This window comes from Micromonospora sp. WMMD710 (assembly GCF_029626045.1).
Taxonomy (GTDB): Bacteria; Actinomycetota; Actinomycetes; order Mycobacteriales; family Micromonosporaceae; genus Micromonospora.
Genome location: NZ_JARUBD010000001.1, coordinates 2725058 through 2744433, shown reverse-complemented (window position 1 = coordinate 2744433; position 19376 = coordinate 2725058). Strand labels below are relative to the sequence as shown.

The following is a 19376-nucleotide window of genomic DNA, read 5'->3' as shown; positions in this document are numbered from 1 at the left end:
TCCGGCACTCCCCGTGCCGGACAGGTGGCCAATGGGAAGGTCAGTAACCGTGCGATACGCAGCAGCGGGTGGCGGGGCCGGCGGTTTCACGCCGATCCTGATGATCGCCCTGCTCTTCGGCGTCATGTACTTCATGATGATCCGACCCCAGCAGAAGCGCCGCCGCGAGGCGGAGGCGATGCAGTCCGCGCTCGGCCCCGGCGACGAGGTCGTCACCATCGGCGGGCTCTACGGCACGGTGACCGGCATCGAGGACGACACCGTCCTGATCGAGGTCGCCCCCGGCGTGCAGACGCGCTACGCCCGGCCCGCCATCGCCCGGGTGGTCACCCGCGCGGAGCTGCCGAGCGAGCCGGCCCTCGGGGACGCGGACACCATCAAGGAGTGACCCTCCCTCCCGGGGTGGTGCGGTCCGGCGTACGGCCGGTCGAGCATTCTCCCGGGGGCACCGCGCCCGACGGGGCAGCGGACGAGACGTGAAAACTGGATAGTTGGGTCGACGCCGGGCGTCGGCACGTTCCCGTGACCGTCGGCGTCCCGTCGGCGCGTCCGGCCAGCCGTGTCGGCACCCCGCCGACCCAGGTCAGACCCGTCGGCCGGGACCCCCGGCCCGACACCGCCGCCGCTGCACACAGCGGCGCGACCGTACAGGGAGACAGGACAGCCGTGGCACCACCTCAGGGACAGATGCGCCCCGGGCGGCAGCTCGCCGTGCTCGGGTTCATCTTCGTGGTCCTTTATCTTTTGGTGTTCTTCTCCGGCGCCAGCGGCAGCTTGAAGGACCGGCTTGAGCCACGGCTCGGCCTGGACCTGATCGGCGGCACCCGGGTGACGCTGGAGGCGACCAACTCCGTCGACGGCAAGCCACCGACCGCGGACAACCTCGAGGAGGCCCGCCAGATCATCGAGAGCCGGGTCAACGCGTTCGGCGTGGCCGAGGCCGAGGTGGTCACCGAGGGCAACCGGAACATCGTCATCTCCCTGCCCGGTGAGAACCGGGATCTGACCGACGTGGGCAGCGCCGCCGAGCTGCGCTTCCGCAAGGTGCTCAAGGCCGCCGACGGCAGCGGCGCGGCCGCCGCGCCGCCGGCCGCCACGCCGGCCCCGTCGGGCAGCGCCAACCCGACCCCGTCCGGCGCCGCGTCGCCGACCCCGTCGGGCAACGCGCCGAAGGCGACCGCGTCGCCCAGCGGCGGCCAGGGCGGCATGGCCCCGGCGTCGCCCAGCGCCACCCCGACCCCGACCCCGTCGACCTCGCCGAGCGCCGCCGCGCCGTCGCCGAGCGCCAGCGCCGAGCCGGTGCCGGCCAGCATCGAGCAGCAGCGCAAGGCCGTCGAGCAGAAGGTCGGCGCCGCGTCGTGGCAGGCCGCCAACGGTTTGCAGGCTCCGGCCGACCTGGCGTCCGACCCGTCGCTCGCCGACAAGCTCAAGCCGTTCGGCGCGTTGACGCCGCAAGAGGTGGCCGTGCTGCCGGCGCAGATGCAGTTCAACGTGCCGATGATCACCTGCGCGCAGCTCGACAAGCGTCCCCCGGCGTCGATCTCCGACGCCAAGCAGCAGGTGGTCTCCTGCGAGGACGGCGCCTCCAAGTACCTGCTCGACCAGGCCAAGGTGCTGGGCACCGACGTGGACGACGCCGACGCCGTGCTCGACCAGACCAACGCCTGGGTGGTCAGCCTCGACTTCACCGGCGACGGCCAGGGCAAGTGGACCGCGCTGACCCGCGAGGCGTTCAACAACGAGGGCCAGGCCTGCGACGCGACCGCGCTCGGTCAGGACGGCAAGTGCCGGGTGGCCGTCGTGCTGGACAACGAGATCGTCTCCTCCCCGGAGATCCAGGGCGTGCTGACCGGCAACTCCCAGATCACCGGCAACTTCACCCAGAAGGACGCCAGCGCCCTCGCCGGCCAGCTCCGTTACGGTGCGCTGCCGGTGACCTTCGAGCAGCAGGAGGCGCAGAACGTCACCGCCACGCTGGGTGCCAGCCACCTGCGCGCGGGTCTGCTCGCGGCCGGCATCGGCATGCTGCTGGTCATCATCTACGCGTTCTTCTACTACCGGCTGCTCGGCTCGGTGATCTTCCTGAGCCTGATCCTCTCCGCGCTGCTGGTCTTCGGCGCGCTGGTGGTGCTCGGCCGGCAGATCGGCTTCACGCTCACCCTCGCCGGCATCGCCGGAATGATCGTCTCGCTCGGTGTGGCGGCGGACTCGTTCGTCATCTACTTCGAACGGTTGAAGGACGAGATCCGCGAGGGACGCAGCCCGCGTAGCGCGGTGCCCCGTGCCTGGATCCGGGCCCGTCGGACGATCATCTCGGCCAACGCGATCACGCTGCTCTCCGCGGTCGTGCTCTACGTGGTCTCGGTCGGCACGGTCAAGGGCTTCGCCTTCGCCCTCGGCCTGGCCACCGTGCTGGACCTCGTGGTGGTGTTCCTCTTCCGGCACCCGATCATGACGATGTTCGCCCGGACCCGGGCGTTCCTGTCCCCGCGGGTCAGCGGTCTGGGCCGGGCGCTTCCGGCCCGCACCCAGCAGACTCAGCCCCGCAACCCGCGCGCCAAGGAGGCCTGAGATGGCTCAAAACGGTCTGGCGAGCCGCCTCTACAACGGTGAGGCCGGTCTCAACATCGTCGGCCGGCGCAAGCTCTGGTTCGGCATCGCCGGAGTCCTGGTCCTGATCGCGATCCTCAGCTTCTCGATCCGTGGCTTCAGCCTCGGCATCGAGTTCGCCGGCGGCAACTCGTTCCAGGTGCCGGCCAGCGTCGGCACCCTCGATGACGCCGAGCGGGAGGTCAACTCGGCGCTCGCCGCCGAGAACACCGGCGTCGAGGTGGCCACGACCCAGAAGATCGGCGGCCCCGGTGGCGACTCGTACGAGCTGCGCACGCCGCAGCTCAGCGTCGAGCAGGCCAACGCGGTCAAGGCGCAGATCGCCGAGGATCTCGGCATCAACGCTGATCAGATCAGCGGCAACCAGGTCAGCGAGGCGTGGGGCAGCCAGGTCACCGAGCGGGCCGTGCTCGGTCTGGTCATCTTCATCGCGCTGGTGATGGTCTACCTGATCCTGCGCTTCGAGTGGCGGATGGCCGTCGCCGCCGTCTCCTCGCTGTTCATGAACCTGATCCTCACCGCCGGCATCTACTCGCTGGTCGGCTTCGAGGTCACCCCGTCGACGATCATCGGCTTCCTCACCATTCTGGGCTTCGCGCTCTACGACGTGGTGGTGGTCTTCGACAAGGTGCAGGAGAACACCCGGGGCATCACCGCCAACAACAACCAGACGTACGGCGAGGCGGCCAACCTGGCGATCAACCAGAGCCTGATGCGGTCGCTGAACACCTCCGTGGTGGCCCTGCTGCCCGTCGGTGGTCTGCTCTTCATCGGTGCCGGCCTGCTCGGCGCGGGCACGCTGAAGGACCTCGGCCTGGTGCTGTTCGTCGGTATGGCGGTGGCGTTCCTCACCTCCATCCTGGTGGCGACGCCGCTGCTGGCGCTGCTGAAGAACTACGATCCGCGGATCCAGGCGCACAACAAGCGGGTGCTGACCCGCCGGGGCGCGTTGGCCCGCGGCGAGGTCACGCCCAAGGGCGCCCCGAGCCCGGCCACGACCGACGCGATCGACGCGGACGTGGACCCGGAGGCGGCCGCGCTGGCCGGCGCCGCGCCGAAGGTGGGCGCGCGACCGGCGGGCAAGCGGCAGACCGGCACCCGGGGCGGTCGCCCCGGTGGCGGCGGCAACCGGCCCGGTGGCGCCAAGCGACGCTGACCGGGGCTGACCCGGGAGGAAACGCCCGAACGGCGTCCGGCATGCTGTGCGAGCAGCATTGCCGGACGCCGTCGTCGTTGGAAGGGAAGCGAGACAGTCGTGACGGAGACCCACAGCACCGCCGCCCGCGGGGACAGCGGCCCGGAGGCCGCCCGGCTGGTCGCCAGCCGTGTGCTGGACGTGCCCGACTTTCCCCAGCCCGGCGTCCTGTTCAAGGACCTGATGCCGCTGTTCGCCGACGGGAAGGCGTTCCGCGAGGTGGTCGACGGGATCGTCGCGTATCACGGGCGGGACGGCTTCGACGTCGTGGTCGGCATCGAGGCGCGGGGGTTCGTCGTCGCGGCGGCCGTCGCGTACGCGGCCGGGGTGGGTGTGGTGCCGGTGCGTAAGGCCGGCAAGCTGCCGCGCGTGGCGCACTCGGTCTCCTACGCCCTGGAGTACGGCGAGGCCACCCTGGAGGTGCACGAGGACGCCTTCACCGCCGGGCACCGGGCCCTGGTGGTCGACGACGTGCTCGCCACCGGCGGCACCGCCGAGGCGACACTGGACCTGGTCGAGCGGGCCGGCGGCACCGTCACCGGTTTCACGGTGTTGCTGGAGCTCGGCTTCCTGGGCGGCCGGGAGCGGCTGGCGCCGCGTCCCGTCCATGCCCTGCTGACCGTTTGAGCCCGGTACCGCTGTCCGGGCCGGGCGTCGGCCGTCCGGCGGAGCGGCAGGGGACCGTCCGTGCGGGTAGCATTGCCCTTTGCTGACGTCGGCGGTACCCCGTCCGGCGACGCGAGACCAGGCCGGCCGATGTTCGGCCGGTGTGTTTCCGGCGAGCGGTGAGGAGGCCGGTGTCCCACGATGTCGTCCCTCCGGTGGAGGGCACGGTGCATCCGACAGGCGACGCTGACGGCTCGGTGACCGAGCGGACGGGTGACACGTCGGCCGGGGTGACGGGCAACGGCAGCGGCGCTGGCAGAGCCCCGGGCGAGAGCGCGGCGCTGCAGTCCGGTGCCGTCGAGGCGTCCCCCGGTGCGGACGGGGTGGTGGTCCCGTTCCCGACCGACGCCGGCGTCGACCCGTCGCCGAGTGGTGGTTTCGCGCTGTCCAACGCGCCCACCGGCCGGCGGGTCCGTGCCCGGCTGGCCCGGTTCAACGCGCCGTGGCAGACGTCGCAGGTCAGCGAGGTGCTGGAGCCGCTCATCGCGAGCCACCGGGAAAACCACCCGAAGGCCGACGCGCGGCTGCTCCAGCGCGCCTTCGACACGGCCGCGCGGTGGCACTCCGGGCAGTACCGCAAGTCCGGTGACCCGTACATCACGCACCCCCTGGCCGTGGCGACCATCCTGGGCAACCTGGGGATGGACACCACCACGCTGGTGGCGGCGCTGCTGCACGACACCATCGAGGACACCGAATACACGCTCGACGCGATGCGTGCCGACTTCGGCGGCGAGGTCGCCCTGCTGGTCGACGGCGTCACCAAGCTCGACAAGGTCAAGCTGGGCGACGCGGCGAAGGCCGAGACGATCCGCAAGATGGTCGTGGCGATGGCCAAGGACCCGCGGGTGCTGGTGATCAAGCTGGCCGACCGCCTGCACAACATGCGCACCCTGACCTTCCTGCCCCGCCCCAAGCAGGAGCAGAAGGCCAAGGAGACGCTGGAGATCCTGGCGCCGCTGGCGCACCGGCTCGGTATGAACACGATCAAGTGGGAGCTGGAGGATCTGGCGTTCGGGACGCTGTTTCCGAAGCGCTACGAGGAGATCAACCGACTGATCGGGGAGCACCAGCCGCAGCGGGAGTCGCTGTTGCGGCAGGTCACCCAGAAGGTCGGCACCGACCTCAAGGCCGCCAAGATCAAGGCCGAGACGACCGGCCGGCCGAAGCACCTCTACTCGATCTACCAGAAGATGATCGTGCGGGGTCGCGACTTCAACGACATCTACGACCTGGTGGGCGTGCGGATCCTGGTCGACACGGTGCGCGACTGCTACGCGGCGCTGGGAGTCATCCACGCCAACTGGCAGCCGGTGCCGGGCCGCTTCAAGGACTACATCGCGATGCCCAAGTTCAACATGTACCAGTCGTTGCACACGACGGTCATCGGGCCCACCGGCAAGCCGGTGGAGATGCAGATCCGCACGTACGCGATGCACCGCACCGCGGAGTTCGGCATCGCCGCGCACTGGAAGTACAAGGAGCACAAGGGCACCCAGATCGTCGGCCCGCCGGCGCATATCGACGAGATGACCTGGCTGCGGCAGTTGCTCGACTGGCAGCGCGAGGCGGCCGACCCGAGCGAGTTCCTCGACGCGCTGCGCTTCGACCTGTCCAGCCAGGAGGTGTACGTCTTCACCCCGAAGGGTGACGTCATCCCGCTGCCGACCGGGTCGACGCCTGTCGACTTCGCGTACGCGGTGCACACCGAGGTCGGGCACAAGTGCATCGGCGCGCGGGTCAACGGCAAGCTGGTGCCCCTGGAGTCGACGCTGTCCAACGGCGACGTGATCGAGATCTTCACGTCGAAGTCCGAGACGGCCGGCCCGACCCAGGACTGGCTGGGCTTCGTCAAGAGCCCGCGGGCACGGACGAAGATCCGCCAGTACTTCAACAAGGAGCGGCGCGAGGAGGCGATCGAGGCCGGCAAGGACGCGATCGTCAAGGCGATGCGCAAGCAGGGCATGCCCCTGCAGCGGATGCTCACCTCCGACGCGTTGATGTCGATCGCCCGCGACCTGCACCTGGCCGATGTGGCGTCGCTGTACGCGGCGGTCGGTGACAGCCAGGTCTCCGCGCAGTCGGTGGTGCAGAAGCTGATGGCCGCGTACGGCGGCGAGGAGGGCGCGGCGGAGGACATCGCCGAGACCGCCGTCGCCACCCGGCCGCCGCGCAGCCGGCAGAGCAGCAGCGACCCCGGTGTCGTGGTCCGGGGCGTCAGCGACGTCTGGATCAAGCTGGCCCGGTGCTGCACCCCGGTCCCACCGGACTCGGTGTTCGGCTTCGTCACCCGCTCCGGCGGGGTGAGCGTGCACCGCGACGACTGCGCCAACGCCGAGGACCTGCGCGCCCAGGCCGAGCGGGTCGTCGAGGTGAGCTGGAAGCTCACGTCCGCCTCGACGTTCCTGGTCGCCATCCAGGTGGAGGCTCTGGACCGGCACAAGCTGTTGGCCGACGTCACCCGGGTGCTCTCCGACGAGCGGGTCAACATCCTCTCCGCCACCGTCACCACCACCCGCGACCGGGTGGCGGTGAGCCGGTTCAGCTTCGAGATGGCCGACCCGAAGCACCTGGGCCACCTGCTGGCCACGGTCCGCAAGGTCGACGGCGTGTTCGACGCGTACCGGGTCACCTCCGGCGCCTGACGCGTACCCCGGACACGACAGCGCCCGCCGGCTCAGCCGGCGGGCGCTTCGTCGTTGCTCGGGGCCTCAGCCCTGCGGCGGGCTCATGGTGAGGTCGGTGATGACGACCTCCTTCTTCGGGTGACCACCGCCGGCCTGCTGGGCGAACGCCCCGTCGTCGCCGGCCTTGGCGACGTCCTTGACGATGTCCATGCCGCCGGTGACGCTGCCCAGGACCGTGTACGCGGGGTCCAGCGGCGAGTCGCCGTAGACGATGAAGAACTGGCTGCCGGTGCTGCCCGGCTGGCCGGAGTTGGCCATCGCGATGACGCCCTCCGGGTACGGCGGGCGCTTGTCGGTGGGCAGGTTCTCCTCGGGCAGCCGGAAGCTCGGGCCACCCGTGCCGTCGGTGTCGCGCCAGCCCTTGCCGGTGGCGCTCGGGTCACCGCACTGCAACACGTTGATGCCCTGGGTAACCAGGCGGTGGCACTTGGTGTTGTCGAAGAAGTTCTTGTCCGCGAGGAGCGTGAAGGCCCCCGCCGTGCACGGCACCAGCGACCGGTCGACCTTGGCCGTGATCGGCCCGAGGTTGGTGGTGATCGTCATGGTCTGCACACCCTTGGCGGACTGCTGGTTGCTCGGCAGCCCGACATCCTTGATCTGCGGCGACCGCTGGTCCGCCGGCACCTCGTTGTAGACGCACTCGGACGCGCCGGCCGCCGGTGCGGCGGTGTCGGTCTTGTCGTCGTCGCCGCCGAGGCTCATCGCCAGCCAGACCGTGCCGGCGACCACGAGCACCAGCGCGGCGCCCGCGCTGACGATCGCCTGCGTCTGCCGACGCTTGCGGGCCTTGCCCGCACGCTCGGCCATCTCCTTCTCGAGCCGGGCGCGTGCCGCCGCGCGCTGCCGCTCTCTGGTGGACGTCACGCCTGGATCCTCCTGGCTGTCTGTTTCCGGGTGCCGCTCGGGTGGGTGGTGCGACCGGTCAGCCGGCGCTCGGGCTGCTGGCCGGGGCACCGGACGGCGACGGTGCCGCGTCGGTGGCCGGCTCGCCGACCGTGAGGCTCTGGATCACCACGTCGGTCTTGGGCTTGACCTTCGCCCCGGTCCCATTGTCCACGGTCGGCAGGGCGCCGATCTTCTCGACCACGTCCAGCCCGCCGGTGACCTTGCCGATCACCGGGAACTTCGGGTCGGTGGTGGTGAAGTCCTTGAAGAAGATCAGGAACTGGCTGCCGTTGCTGCCCGGCGGGTTGGAGATCATCGCCACGGTCCCCTTGGGGTACGTCGGCGGCTGGCCGGGCGCCGGGCTGGCCGACGGGGAGGCCGACGGCACGGTCGGCACGTCCTCGTCGTAGAACGAGTAGGTGGGCCCGCCGAGGCCGGTGCCGCTGGGGTCGCCGCATCGCAGCGCGCCGTCGGCGGTGATCTCGTGACAGGTGGTGTTGTCGTAGAACGACCGGCTCGCCAGGTGGGCGATGCTCGCCGCGGCACACGGCGAGCTGGTGAGGTTGAGCTCGGCGGTGATCGGACCGCCCTGGTTGGTGGTCACGGTCATCGCCCGGGTGCCGGCGGTGGGCAGGCCCTTGGTCTCCGGCGTGCCGACGTCCTTGAGGTTGGTGTTGGCCGCCGCGTCCTGCGGCGTCCAGAGGCAGGTGTCCTCGGCGGCCGTGTTCTGCTTCGGGTCGGAGTCGAACGCCCCGAGCGCCCACGCCGAGCCGGCCACGATCAGCACGAGGACCAGGGCGGCGCCGACACCGGCCTGGATCTGCCGACGGCGCCGCGTGGCGGCGGCCCGGCGGGCCAACTGCCGATCGAGCTTGGCCCGCGCCAGTTTGCGCTGCCGGTCCCTGCTGGAAGCCACCCGTGCTCCCCTTTCCTCTGCCTGGTCGTCGCCGGCGGCCGGGCGTCCCGGCCCGTCCGGGCGTCACGTGTGCCGCGCCACACGCCCGCCAGAGTGTACGGCTAGCGACTGGGAATGTGGTGTACGAGGTCCACCCCGCTACGAGCAGCGCTTATCGGGAGTTGTCACTGTGCCCGGCGGGGCCGGCGGGACGGACGCGACAAACCGGTTCGCCGGGCCGGTTAGGCTGCTGGGCAGGACCACAGTTCGACGGAAGGACAGCGCCCGTGCTCGTGGCCGGCTTTCCCGCCGACGCGTTCGGCACCAACTGCTACGTGGTGGCGACCGCGCCGGGGGAGCAGTGCGTGGTGGTCGACCCCGGCATCGGGGTGCTCGACCAGCTCGACGCGTTGCTCGCCGAGCACCGCCTGCATCCGGCCGCCGTGCTGCTGACCCACGGGCACCTCGACCACACCTTCTCGGTCGCGCCGGTCTGCGGTGCGCGCGGCATCACCGCGTACGTCCACCCCGGCGACCGGGAGATGCTGGCCGACCCCGCCAAGGGCCTGTCCACCGACCTGACGTCGCTCTTTGGCGGCCGGTTGAGCTACACCGAGCCGGAGGACGTGGCGGAGCTGACCGACGGCGGCACCCTCACCCTCGCCGGCCTGGAGATCGCCGTCGACCATGCCCCGGGCCATACCGGCGGGTCGGTGCTGTTCCGGCTGCCCGGCGCCGACTCGGGCTGGGAGGCCGACGAGATCTGCCTCTCCGGCGACGTGCTCTTCGCCGGGTCGATCGGCCGCACCGACCTGCCGGGCGGGAGCATGCCGGCCATGCTCACCAGCCTGCGCGACAAGGTCCTCCCGCTGGCCGACGACACCGTCGTCCTGCCCGGCCACGGCCCCAGCACCACCATCGGCCGCGAGCGCGCCAGCAACCCGTACCTCGTCGAGGTGGCCGGCACGTCACCGGCCGCGCCCACCCGGGGCCTCTAGTTCTTGTCCGCGCCGCGCGCGGACCCACGACACCACCGCGCCGCGGGCGCGGGACCGCAAGGAGTACGACGATGAGCAAGCCCACGCCCATCTCCGGTTTCCCGGAGTGGACCCCCGGCCAACGGATGGTCGAGCAGTACGTGCTCGACAAGATCCGGGCCACCTTCGAGCTGTACGGCTTCGCCCCGCTGGAGACCCGCGCGGTGGAGCCCCTCGACCAGCTCCTGCGCAAGGGGGAGACCTCGAAGGAGGTCTACGTGATCCGGCGGCTGCACGCCGACGCCGACAGTGCCGGCGACGACCAGCTGGGCCTGCACTTCGACCTGACCGTGCCGTTCGCCCGGTACGTGCTGGAGAACGCCGGCAAGCTGGCCTTTCCGTTCCGGCGCTACCAGATCCAGAAGGTGTGGCGGGGGGAGCGGCCGCAGGAGGGGCGCTACCGGGAGTTCGTCCAGGCCGACATCGACATCGTCGACCGGGACACCCTGGCTCCGCACCACGAGGCGGAGATGCCGCTGGTCATCGGCGACGCGCTGCGCTCGCTGCCGATCCCGCCGGTGACGATCCAGGTCAACAACCGCAAAATCTGCGAGGGGTTCTACCGGGGCATCGGGTTGACCGACCCGGAGGCGGCGCTGCGGGCCGTGGACAAGCTCGACAAGATCGGTCCGGCGAAGGTGGCCGAGTTGCTGGCCCAGACCGCCGGGGCGAGCGAGGCGCAGGCCAAGGCGTGCCTGGCGCTGGCCGAGATCTCCGCGCCGGACGCCTCGTTCGCCGACGCCGTACGCGCGCTGGGGGTCACCGACCCGCTGCTCGACGAGGGTATCGACGAGCTGGTCCGGGTGGTCCAGACCGCCGCCGAGCACTCGCCCGGCCTGTGCGTGGCGGACCTGCGCATCGCCCGCGGCCTGGATTACTACACCGGCACCGTCTACGAGACCCAGCTGCGCGGTTACGAGCGGTTCGGGTCGATCTGCTCCGGCGGCCGGTACGACAACCTGGCCAGCGCCGGCACCACCTCGTACCCCGGAGTGGGGATCTCGATCGGCGTGACCCGGCTGCTCGGCCTGCTCTTCGGCGCGGGCGAGTTGTCGGTCTCCCGTTCGGTGCCCACCGCCGTGCTGGTCGCGGTGACCGACGAGGAGCACCGTGGCGCCAGCAACCGGGTGGCCGAGGCGCTGCGACGTCGCGGAGTGCCGACCGAGGTGTCGCCCAGCGCGGCGAAGTTCGGCAAGCAGATCCGCTACGCGGAGCGACGGGGCATCCCGTACGTGTGGTTCCCGGGTGCCGACGGCGCGGCCGACGAGGTGAAGGACATCCGGTCCGGAGAGCAGGTCACGGCCGCTGCGGGGGAGTGGATGCCGCCTCGGGAGGACCTCACGCCGACGGTCAGCTGAGCGTCACTACTGGCGCGTACGGCTGCGGGGACCTACGGTTGCGTAAGTTACGCCACCGTAGGGAGTTTCTCGTGACCATGAGCACCACGCTGAGCCAGACCGCCCTGCTCGTCGAGTTGGAGCCGGTGGTCGCCCGCAACCTGGACCGCCACCTCTCGCTGGCCAAGGAGTGGTTCCCGCACGAGTACGTGCCGTGGAGCGAGGGCCGCACCTTCGACGGGCCGCTCGGCGGCGAGGCGTGGTCGCCGACCGACTCCACCATCCCCGACGTCGCCCGTACCGCGCTGATCGTCAACCTGCTCACCGAGGACAACCTGCCCTCGTACCACCACGAGATCGCGACCCTGTTCGGCCGCGACGGCGCCTGGGGCACGTGGGTGCACCGGTGGACCGCGGAGGAGGGCCGGCACGGTGTCGCGATCCGCGACTACCTGACGGTCAGCCGGGCGGTCGACCCGGTGGCGCTGGAGCGCGCCCGGATGACGCACATGTCCGCCGGCTACGTCAACGTGCACGACGACGAGGTGCTGCACTCGCTGGCGTACGTCTCGTTCCAGGAGCTGGCCACCCGGATCTCGCACCGCAACACCGGCAAGGCCACCGGCGACCCGGTCTGCGAGGCGCTGCTGGCCCGCGTCGCCGCCGACGAGAACCTGCACATGGTCTTCTACCGCAATCTGCTCGCCGCCGCCTTCGAGCTGGCCCCGAGCCAGGCCATGCGAGCCGTCGCCGACGTGGTGGCCGACTTCCAGATGCCGGGCAACGGCATCGACGGCTTCGCCCGCAAGTCGGTGGCGATCGCCCTGGCCGGCATCTACGACCTGCGCCAGCACCGCGACGAGGTGCTCCAGCCGGTGCTGCGCCAGTGGGACGTGTTCAACGTGACCGGCCTGAACGCCGACGGCGAACTCGCCCGCGAACAGCTGGCCACCCAGCTGGAGAGCCTGGAGAGCGCAGCCCGCCGCTTCGAGGAGAAGCGCGACGCGAGAGCAGCCCGCCTAGCCCTCCGCTAACCACCGCTGCCCCCACCCCACCCCACCCCTGTCCTCGTTGATCATGAGGTTGACGGGTCGTTCGATCATCGAATCGCCCGTCAACCTCATGATCAACCCCGTGGGTCGGGGTTAGGGTAGGGGAAACAGGAGGCAGGTGCTTGTGGCGTGGGCTATCAGGCGGTTGGTCGCGTCGGTCAGGCGGGCTTCGGCCAGGGCGGTGCGGCGGCCGCTCTGCAGCACGGTGCCCTCGCAGCGCAGGACGCCGCTGTCCACGGTGACCGGGCGGAGGAACTTCACGTTCAGGTCCAGCGACGTGTAGCCGACGCCGGCGGGCAGCGTGGTGTGCACGGCGCAGCCGGCGGCGGTGTCCAGCAGCGTCGAGATGACGCCACCGTGGACGGTGCCGAGCGGGTTGTAGTGGAACTCCTGCGGGACCAGCTCGACGGCGACCCGCCCCTCGTCGGCCTCCATCCGCGCCATGTCGATCAGGTGCATCACCGGTGGCGCGGCCAGCTCGCCGGCGATCATCGCACGGAGCATGTCGATGCCACTGCGCCGGCCGACCTGGGCCGCGTTGGCCGCCGGGTCCGACCAGGTGAAGGTACGGCTGCGCGCCGGCTCCTGCGTCTGTGTCATGGACGCAGCGTGGCAGCCCGTTGCTGAGTCTGTCAATGAGACTTAGCCTGGTCGGATGAGACCCGCGGCACTGGACTGGTCGGTGGACAACTGCACCATCGCGCGAGCGATGGCGATCCTCGGCGAGCGGTGGACGCTGGTGGTGCTCCGCGAGGTGTTCAACGGCGTACGGCGCTTCGACGACATGCGGGTGCGTACCGGCATCCCCCGTCAGGTGCTGACCAACCGGCTGGCCGCTCTCGTCGAGCAGGGTGTGCTACGTCGCGAGCCCTACCGGGAGCCGGGTAGTCGGCTGCGCCACGAGTACCGGCTGACCGAGAAGGGCCTGGACCTGTGGCCGGTGCTGGTCGCCGTGCTCGGGTGGGGTGACCGGTACCTCGCCGACCCGGAGGGCTCTCCGTTGAGCGTGGGGCACCGTGACTGTGGCGCGGAGGTACGCGTCGAGCTGCGCTGCGCCGACGGTCATGAGGTCGCCGAGCCCCGCGACGTGCTGCCCCGTCCGGGCCCCGGCGCGCACCGTCGTACCCCCTGAGTCGGTCACCCGCGCGTCCGCGCGTCCGCGCGACCCTCACCGCAGACATCGACGGCCGTGCGTGTCCGAAACGGATATGGCGACGGTTCGGTGTGACGGCTGGTGTCGGCAGGCGTGTCAACGGTGTTGCGGCGATGTGACCGGTGAAGATCGGTGAATCCGGGCGAATCCAAGTCTTGTCAATGATCTTAAGCATGTGAATACTTCAGTTCATTCGGCCGGTTTCCCCAGATCGGCCGGGTTGCCCTCGGGTCAGCCACCCCCGGCCAGACCCGTCTCCCCCGCCCAGGAGGTTTGTTACATGCGACCCACGAGGTCCACGTTCCGCGTTGCGGCCACCGTCGCCGTGACCGGAAGTCTGGTCGTCGGCACGCTCATCGGCGCACCCGCCCAGGCCGCCCCCGACGCGTCGCCCGACGCCGCCGCCGCCCTCTCCGCTCAGCTCGGCGACCGGTCCGCCGGCTCGTACATCGACGCCAGCGGCAAGTCCGTCGTCACCGTGACCGACGCGGCCGCCGCCCGTAAGGCCAGCAACGCCGGCGCCACCGTCCGGTACGTCACCCGCGGCGCCGCCGAGCTCAACCGGGCGACCGCCGAGCTGGAGCGTTCCGCCAAGATTCCGGGCACCGCCTGGTGGAGCGACCCGGTCACCAACCAGGTCGTCGTCTCCGTCGACAGCACCGTCACCGGCGCCAAGCTGGAGCGGGTCAAGGCCGCCGCCGCGCGGGCCAACGGCGCGGTCCGGGTCGAGGCCGAGGCCGGCGTGCTGAGCACCCGCATCTCCGGTGGCCAGGCCATCTACGCCGGCGGCGGCGGGCGCTGCTCGCTCGGCTTCAACGTGCGCAGCGGCAGCACCTACTACTTCGTGACCGCCGGGCACTGCACCAACATCTCGTCGAGCTGGTACTCGAACTCCGCCCAGACCTCGCTGCTCGGCACCCGTGCCGGCACCAGCTTCCCGGGCAACGACTACGGCATCGTGCGGCACAGCAACTCGGCCAACGCCGCCGGCAACGTCTACCTCTACAACGGCAGCTACCGGGACATCACCGGCGCCGGCAACGCCTCGGTCGGCCAGTCCGTGCAGCGCTCCGGCAGCACCACCGGCCTGCGCAGTGGCTCGGTCAACGCGACCAACGCCACGGTCAACTACGCCGAGGGCTCGGTCTCCGGCCTCATCCGCACCAACGTCTGCGCCGAGCCGGGCGACAGCGGCGGCTCGCTGTTCGCCGGCAGCACCGCACTCGGCATGACCTCCGGTGGTAGCGGCAACTGCCGCACCGGTGGCACGACGTACTTCCAGCCGGTCACCGAGGCGCTGAGCGTCTACGGCGTCAGCGTCTTCTGATCGACGCACCGCACGCGGGCCGCCGGAACACTCCGGCGGCCCGCGTCGCGCGTGCGGCCCGCCTCACGCGAGGCGATCCGGCCCCTGCGCTGGTCGCAGGGGATCCGGGGGTACGACACCCGGCAGAGCGGGACCGACGGAGGTGGCGCCACCGGTGGCCCACGCCAGGTGCGCCCGCCGGGCGGACAGGACCGCGAGCAGCGGCCAGAGTGACACCGCCACCGCCGTCACCCGCTCGGCCAACCCCGTGCGGGATCCGCTGGTCACCTCGAAGGCGCACCAGCCGAAGAGGGCCAGCAGCAGCACCGTGGCGCTCAACCCCACGGACCGGCGGAACGCCCACGGCGGCCGCGCGAGCCTCGGGTGTGCGGCGTCCGGACCGCGTGGCAGCCGCAGCGCCGAGCCGGCCGGCCACAACGCCAGGGCGAGAACGGCCACCGTCGCCGCGATGCCGTGGCTGAGCGAACCACCAACCGGCGGGCGGGGAAAGGCGACCAGCGCGATGGTGGCCACGCCACCGACCGCGAGCAGGAACCGGCTGGGCAGCCCGGCCGCGTGCAGTACGGCGGCTACCGAGAGATAGCAGCAGCCGAGCAGCACCAGGGCCCCGACCATGATCCAGGCGTCGGTGGCGTCCTGCCCGGCCAGCTCGCTGATGGTGTCCCGGATCGGGTCGTACCCGGCGGGCTGCCGCGCCTGCGCAACCGTCGAACCGGCCACCAGCAGCACGGGTGCGGCCGCCGCCGTGGCGACGGCCCAGTTCGGTACGGCGCGCATTTCGCCACGTTAACCGGCGAGACAGCCGGCTGAATCGGATTCGCCCCGACCGGCCGGGCCGCGCGCCTTGCCCTGCGATCAGCCCGCGCTGACCGTGGCGGCGGTGAGGATGACCGAGCCGCCCGGATACTGGCACTGGACTCGCAGCGTCAACTCGTCCGCCCCCTCGATGTCCGCCACGAGGTCCTGTGGGCTGTCCATGCGTGCCTCGAACTGCTGCCCCCGCGTCACCCGGGTCACCGTCCCGTCCTTCTGGCGGATCGCCACCTGCGCGGAGACGAAGACGACGCCGTCGCGGTCGTCCGGCGAGGAAAAGAACGGCCGTACGGTGGACGTCAGATCAAGGTATCGGCGTTGCACTCGGAATGTGACGTCGCGCTGCTTGTCGGCACCGGAATTCGTCGGGCAGCCGATGACGATCGGACGGTCGTACTCGGGCTGACCGGCCAGTTGACGGGGAAGTTTTCCGAGATTCGCCGCACCGGCCTCGACGGCCAGGGTGTCCAGTCGGACCGGCGAGGATCCGCCATTGGCCGGTGGCGTGCCCGGCTCGGGATTGGTGAGAGGAGACCGGGCCGGGCCGGCGCTCGTCGTCACCGTGGCCGCCGGCGTCCCGCCCCCGGACCCCCAGCCGAAGTAGTCCCGTGCCAGGGCCGTGGCCGCTATGACCACCGCGATCCCCGTCAGGATCAGAATCGCCCGCGCGCCGCGGTGGCCGGATCCCGGCGTTGACGTCGGTGATTCGGTGGAATCCTGCATGTCCGCCAATTACCCTCCGATCACATCGCGTCGGCGAAGAATACTCTGCCGCGAGTGCTGGCGAGTTCCTGATAGCGTGCCGATTCCGGACCGAAGAACGAATTCACTCCTCATCCGACGTTGACTTCTGCCGATGCAGGGGGTTTTGCGGTGAGCCAACCCGATCCGCGGCCAGAAAAGCCCGAACCCGCTCCGATTCGTCCGCCACCACCGCACGGCGGCGAGGTGCCGCCACCCTTCGCGGGCGCTGGTGACCCTCCCCGTCCACCGGCCCCGCCCGCCGCGAGCCGCAGCCCGCTCGGCCTCGTGGTGATCGCCGTGGCAGCCCTGGCGCTGCTGGTGGCGCTCGGCTCCGCCGCCCTCTCGTGGCGGGCGCTGGACCAGGCGCAGACCGCCCGCGACATCGCCTCCGCCCGGCAACCGGCCGGCTCGACCAGCACCGGGCCCGGCACTCTTCCGTCCAGTACGCCCGGAGCGGCCGACCCCCCGCAGACGCCCACCGCGACGGAGGAACCGCCGCGCTCGCCGGGGACACCACCGGAACTCAGCGAGCAGACCGTGTACGAGCCCAAGTACGAGAACCAGAGCCTGACCTTGAAGCCCACGGACTGCTTCAAGGAGATGGAGGTGGACCTCGACGAACCACGGGCCAACGTGGGAGCGAACACCTCGGACCTGGCCCTCAACGCGGGCTGTCCGGGTGCTCCCTTCATCAGGATGGCCAACGGCGTGGAGGGCAGTGAAGCAGCGACGGCGGGAATGAAGCCCGCCGAGTGCAACAACGCGATCCGCTCCGCTCCGGTCGCCGCCGAGGCCGAGGTGCCACTTCGGAAGGGCTCCTGGCTCTGCATCAGGACCAACTACGCCGCGGCGCGTGAACAGCGGGACAGGTGGCGGATGGTGCTGCTGGAGGTCGTCACCATCAACAACGACCGGACGACCGTCATCCGGGTCACGGCCTGGAACATTCCCGAGGACTGATGCCCACCGGCCGACCGCGCCACCCGTCGAACCGTCCGGCCCGGTCGGCCGGGTCGACGGGGTGGCGCGGATCGTTTCCGGCACTCCTGACAGAATGCGGAGGCAGACCGCACCGCAGATGAGGAGACGTACGTCGTGATCCGTACCCATGACGCCGGCAGCTTGCGCGCGACGGACGCCGGCTCGACGGTGACGCTCGCCGGGTGGGTCGCCCGCCGGCGTGACCACGGCGGCGTCATCTTCGTCGACCTGCGCGACGGCTCCGGTGTGGTCCAGGTGGTGTTCCGCGAGGAGGACGCGCACGCGCTGCGCAACGAGTTCTGCGTGAAGGTCGTCGGTGAGGTGACCCGCCGGCCGGAGGGCAACGAGAACCCGGAGCTGCCCACCGGTGAGGTCGAGGTGACCGTCGCCGAGCTGGAGGTGCTCTCCGAGGCGGCCCCGCTGCCGTTGCCGGTGGACGACCAGGTCGAGGCCGGCGACGACATCCGGCTCAAGTACCGCTACCTGGACCTGCGGCGCAGTGGCCCGGCGAACGCGCTGCGGCTGCGCTCGCGGGCCAGCCAGCTCGCCCGGGGTGTGCTGCACGAGCGGGACTTCCTGGAGATCGAGACGCCGACGCTGACCCGGTCGACGCCCGAGGGCGCCCGCGACTTCCTGGTGCCGGTGCGCCTGCAGCCCGGCAGCTGGTACGCGCTGCCGCAGTCGCCGCAGCTGTTCAAGCAGCTGCTGATGGTCGGCGGCATGGAGCGGTATTACCAGATCGCCCGCTGCTACCGCGACGAGGACTTCCGCGCCGACCGGCAGCCGGAGTTCACCCAGCTCGACATCGAGATGTCCTTCGTCACCGAGGACGACGTGATCGACCTCGGCGAGGCGATCGTCTCGGCGCTCTGGAAGGACCTGGCCGGGCACGAGATCACCCGCCCGATCCCGCGGATCACCTGGCACGACGCGATGGCCCGGTACGGCTCGGACAAGCCGGACCTGCGCTACGGCGTCGAGCTGACCGAGCTGACCGACTACCTGCGCGGCACCGAGTTCCGGGTCTTCGCCGGCGCGATCGACGCGGGCGGCTACGTCGGCGCGGTGGTCATGCCGGGCGGCGCGGCGCAGAGCCGCAAGGAGCTGGACGGCTGGCAGGACTGGGCGAAGGCACGCGGCGCGCGGGGCCTGGCGTACGTGGTGCTGGACGCCGAGACCGGCGAGGCGCGCGGTCCGGTGGCGAAGAACCTGTCCGCCGAGCACCTGGGCGGGCTCGCCGACGCGGTCGGCGCCAAGCCCGGTGACGCGGTCTTCTTCGCCGCGAGCGCCACCACCCGGGAGGCGCAGGAGCTGCTGGGCGCCGCCCGCATCGAGATCGCCAAGCGGGCCGGCCTGATCGACGAGAGCGCCTGGGCGTTCTGCTGGGTGGTCGACGCGCCGATGTTCGAGCGCACGGACGAGGGCGGCTGGACGGCCGTGCACCACCCGTTCACCTCCCCGAACGCCGAGTGGGTCGACCGGTTCGAGGAGGCGCCGGACCGGGCCCTCGCGTACGCGTACGACATCGTCTGCAACGGCAACGAGATCGGCGGCGGTTCGATCCGTATCCACCGCGGTGACGTGCAGAAGCGGGTCTTCGACCTGCTCGGCATCACCCCGGAGGAGGCGCAGGACAAGTTCGGCTTCCTGCTGGAGGCGTTCAAGTACGGCGCCCCGCCGCACGGCGGCATCGCCTTCGGCTGGGACCGGGTCTGCATGCTGCTCGCCGGCGCCGACTCCATCCGCGAGGTCATCGCGTTCCCGAAGACCCGGGGTGGGTTCGACCCGCTGACCGGCGCCCCGACGCCGATCACGGCCCAGCAGCGCACCGAGGCCGGTATCGACGCCAAGCCCAAGCCCGCCGCGACGACCCACACGGGAACGGCCGGCCCCGCAGCCCCGGTGGCAGAGCCGGTCTAACCCCCCGCTCGCGCCGTTGATCATGAGGTGGACGGGCCCACGCTGCGGCGTGTCGCTCGTTAACCTCATGATCA

Annotated in this window: 17 protein-coding genes; 12 read left to right on the top strand and 5 right to left on the bottom strand. The window is 71.1% G+C overall.

Translation table 11 applies throughout. The features are described 5' to 3' along the window. Positions 1–31: 31 nt before the first annotated feature. The 5 genes from yajC to O7620_RS12565 all read left to right on the top strand — a co-directional run bounded on the left by yajC (position 32) and on the right by O7620_RS12565 (position 7116). Positions 32–388 (top strand): preprotein translocase subunit YajC, encoded by a 357-nt coding sequence (yajC, locus tag O7620_RS12585; RefSeq protein WP_151492087.1) that lies wholly within the window; start codon positions 32–34, stop codon positions 386–388. Positions 389–666: 278 nt separating this feature from the next. Next, the gene (gene secD / locus O7620_RS12580) at positions 667–2571 is read left to right on the top strand and encodes a protein translocase subunit SecD (protein WP_278123157.1); all 1905 of its coding nucleotides are present in this window, start codon (positions 667–669) and stop codon (positions 2569–2571) included. Between the two features lies 1 nt (position 2572). After that, complete coding sequence (secF, locus tag O7620_RS12575) at positions 2573–3766, top strand: protein translocase subunit SecF (protein WP_278123156.1); 1194 nt, start codon at positions 2573–2575, stop codon at positions 3764–3766. Between the two features lie 99 nt (positions 3767–3865). Next, entirely contained in the window at positions 3866–4432 is a 567-nt protein-coding gene (locus tag O7620_RS12570) for an adenine phosphoribosyltransferase (protein WP_151492085.1), read from the top strand. Between the two features lie 194 nt (positions 4433–4626). Beyond that, positions 4627–7116, top strand: a complete 2490-nt coding sequence (locus tag O7620_RS12565) for a bifunctional (p)ppGpp synthetase/guanosine-3',5'-bis(diphosphate) 3'-pyrophosphohydrolase (protein ID WP_192580432.1) — start codon at positions 4627–4629, stop codon at positions 7114–7116. A 66-nt stretch (positions 7117–7182) separates the two neighbouring features. Here O7620_RS12565 and O7620_RS12560 read toward each other — a convergent pair whose 3' ends face one another. Both O7620_RS12560 and O7620_RS12555 read right to left on the bottom strand, forming a co-directional pair. Next, positions 7183–8022, bottom strand: coding sequence for a peptidylprolyl isomerase (locus O7620_RS12560; RefSeq protein WP_151492083.1), 840 nt, complete (start codon positions 8020–8022; stop codon positions 7183–7185). A gap of 58 nt (positions 8023–8080) precedes the next feature. After that, a complete protein-coding gene (locus O7620_RS12555; protein WP_151492082.1) occupies positions 8081–8959 on the bottom strand; it encodes a peptidylprolyl isomerase in 879 nt (292 codons plus the stop codon). 266 nt (positions 8960–9225) lie between these two features. Between O7620_RS12555 and O7620_RS12550 the strand changes: the two genes are divergently transcribed. The 3 genes from O7620_RS12550 to O7620_RS12540 all read left to right on the top strand — a co-directional run bounded on the left by O7620_RS12550 (position 9226) and on the right by O7620_RS12540 (position 12346). Continuing rightward, positions 9226–9936 carry an MBL fold metallo-hydrolase gene (locus tag O7620_RS12550; protein ID WP_278123155.1) on the top strand — a complete coding sequence of 237 codons (711 nt, stop codon included), beginning with the start codon at positions 9226–9228 and terminating at the stop codon, positions 9934–9936. Between the two features lie 71 nt (positions 9937–10007). Continuing rightward, positions 10008–11333, top strand: a complete 1326-nt coding sequence (hisS, locus tag O7620_RS12545; RefSeq protein WP_278123154.1) for a histidine--tRNA ligase — start codon at positions 10008–10010, stop codon at positions 11331–11333. A 77-nt stretch (positions 11334–11410) separates the two neighbouring features. Then, a complete protein-coding gene (locus tag O7620_RS12540) occupies positions 11411–12346 on the top strand; it encodes an acyl-ACP desaturase (protein ID WP_278126981.1) in 936 nt (311 codons plus the stop codon). 111 nt (positions 12347–12457) lie between these two features. Here the strand turns inward: O7620_RS12540 and O7620_RS12535 are convergent, their stop codons facing one another. Then, positions 12458–12964: a PaaI family thioesterase gene (locus O7620_RS12535; protein WP_278123153.1), complete on the bottom strand. Its 507-nt coding sequence runs from the start codon at positions 12962–12964 to the stop codon at positions 12458–12460. A 55-nt stretch (positions 12965–13019) separates the two neighbouring features. On the opposite strand from O7620_RS12535, the gene O7620_RS12530 reads away from it, so the two are divergent. Together O7620_RS12530 and O7620_RS12525 are read left to right on the top strand one after the other, a co-directional pair. Next, the gene (locus O7620_RS12530; RefSeq protein ID WP_278123152.1) at positions 13020–13496 is read left to right on the top strand and encodes a helix-turn-helix domain-containing protein; all 477 of its coding nucleotides are present in this window, start codon (positions 13020–13022) and stop codon (positions 13494–13496) included. A 301-nt stretch (positions 13497–13797) separates the two neighbouring features. Beyond that, a complete protein-coding gene (locus O7620_RS12525; protein ID WP_278123151.1) occupies positions 13798–14844 on the top strand; it encodes a S1 family peptidase in 1047 nt (348 codons plus the stop codon). Positions 14845–14907: 63 nt separating this feature from the next. Here the strand turns inward: O7620_RS12525 and O7620_RS12520 are convergent, their stop codons facing one another. Both O7620_RS12520 and O7620_RS12515 read right to left on the bottom strand, forming a co-directional pair. Further along, positions 14908–15621 carry a DUF998 domain-containing protein gene (locus tag O7620_RS12520; RefSeq protein ID WP_151493094.1) on the bottom strand — a complete coding sequence of 238 codons (714 nt, stop codon included), beginning with the start codon at positions 15619–15621 and terminating at the stop codon, positions 14908–14910. A 78-nt stretch (positions 15622–15699) separates the two neighbouring features. After that, complete coding sequence (locus tag O7620_RS12515; protein WP_278123150.1) at positions 15700–16293, bottom strand: hypothetical protein; 594 nt, start codon at positions 16291–16293, stop codon at positions 15700–15702. A gap of 405 nt (positions 16294–16698) precedes the next feature. On the opposite strand from O7620_RS12515, the gene O7620_RS12510 reads away from it, so the two are divergent. Together O7620_RS12510 and aspS are read left to right on the top strand one after the other, a co-directional pair. After that, the gene (locus O7620_RS12510) at positions 16699–17361 is read left to right on the top strand and encodes a hypothetical protein (protein ID WP_278123149.1); all 663 of its coding nucleotides are present in this window, start codon (positions 16699–16701) and stop codon (positions 17359–17361) included. A gap of 135 nt (positions 17362–17496) precedes the next feature. After that, positions 17497–19302, top strand: a complete 1806-nt coding sequence (gene aspS, locus O7620_RS12505; protein ID WP_278123148.1) for an aspartate--tRNA ligase — start codon at positions 17497–17499, stop codon at positions 19300–19302. Positions 19303–19376 lie beyond the last annotated feature (74 nt).

Coding starts and splice junctions, on each gene's coding strand:
- hisS (WP_278123154.1), top strand. CDS start 10,008: ATGAGCAAGCCCACGCCCATCTCCGGTTTCCCGGAGTGGACCCCCGGC.
- yajC (WP_151492087.1), top strand. CDS start 32: ATGGGAAGGTCAGTAACCGTGCGATACGCAGCAGCGGGTGGCGGGGCC.
- secF (WP_278123156.1), top strand. CDS start 2,573: ATGGCTCAAAACGGTCTGGCGAGCCGCCTCTACAACGGTGAGGCCGGT.
- O7620_RS12535 (WP_278123153.1), bottom strand. CDS start 12,964: ATGACACAGACGCAGGAGCCGGCGCGCAGCCGTACCTTCACCTGGTCG.
- O7620_RS12540 (WP_278126981.1), top strand. CDS start 11,411: ATGAGCACCACGCTGAGCCAGACCGCCCTGCTCGTCGAGTTGGAGCCG.
- O7620_RS12520 (WP_151493094.1), bottom strand. CDS start 15,621: ATGCGCGCCGTACCGAACTGGGCCGTCGCCACGGCGGCGGCCGCACCC.
- O7620_RS12525 (WP_278123151.1), top strand. CDS start 13,798: ATGCGACCCACGAGGTCCACGTTCCGCGTTGCGGCCACCGTCGCCGTG.
- O7620_RS12530 (WP_278123152.1), top strand. CDS start 13,020: ATGAGACCCGCGGCACTGGACTGGTCGGTGGACAACTGCACCATCGCG.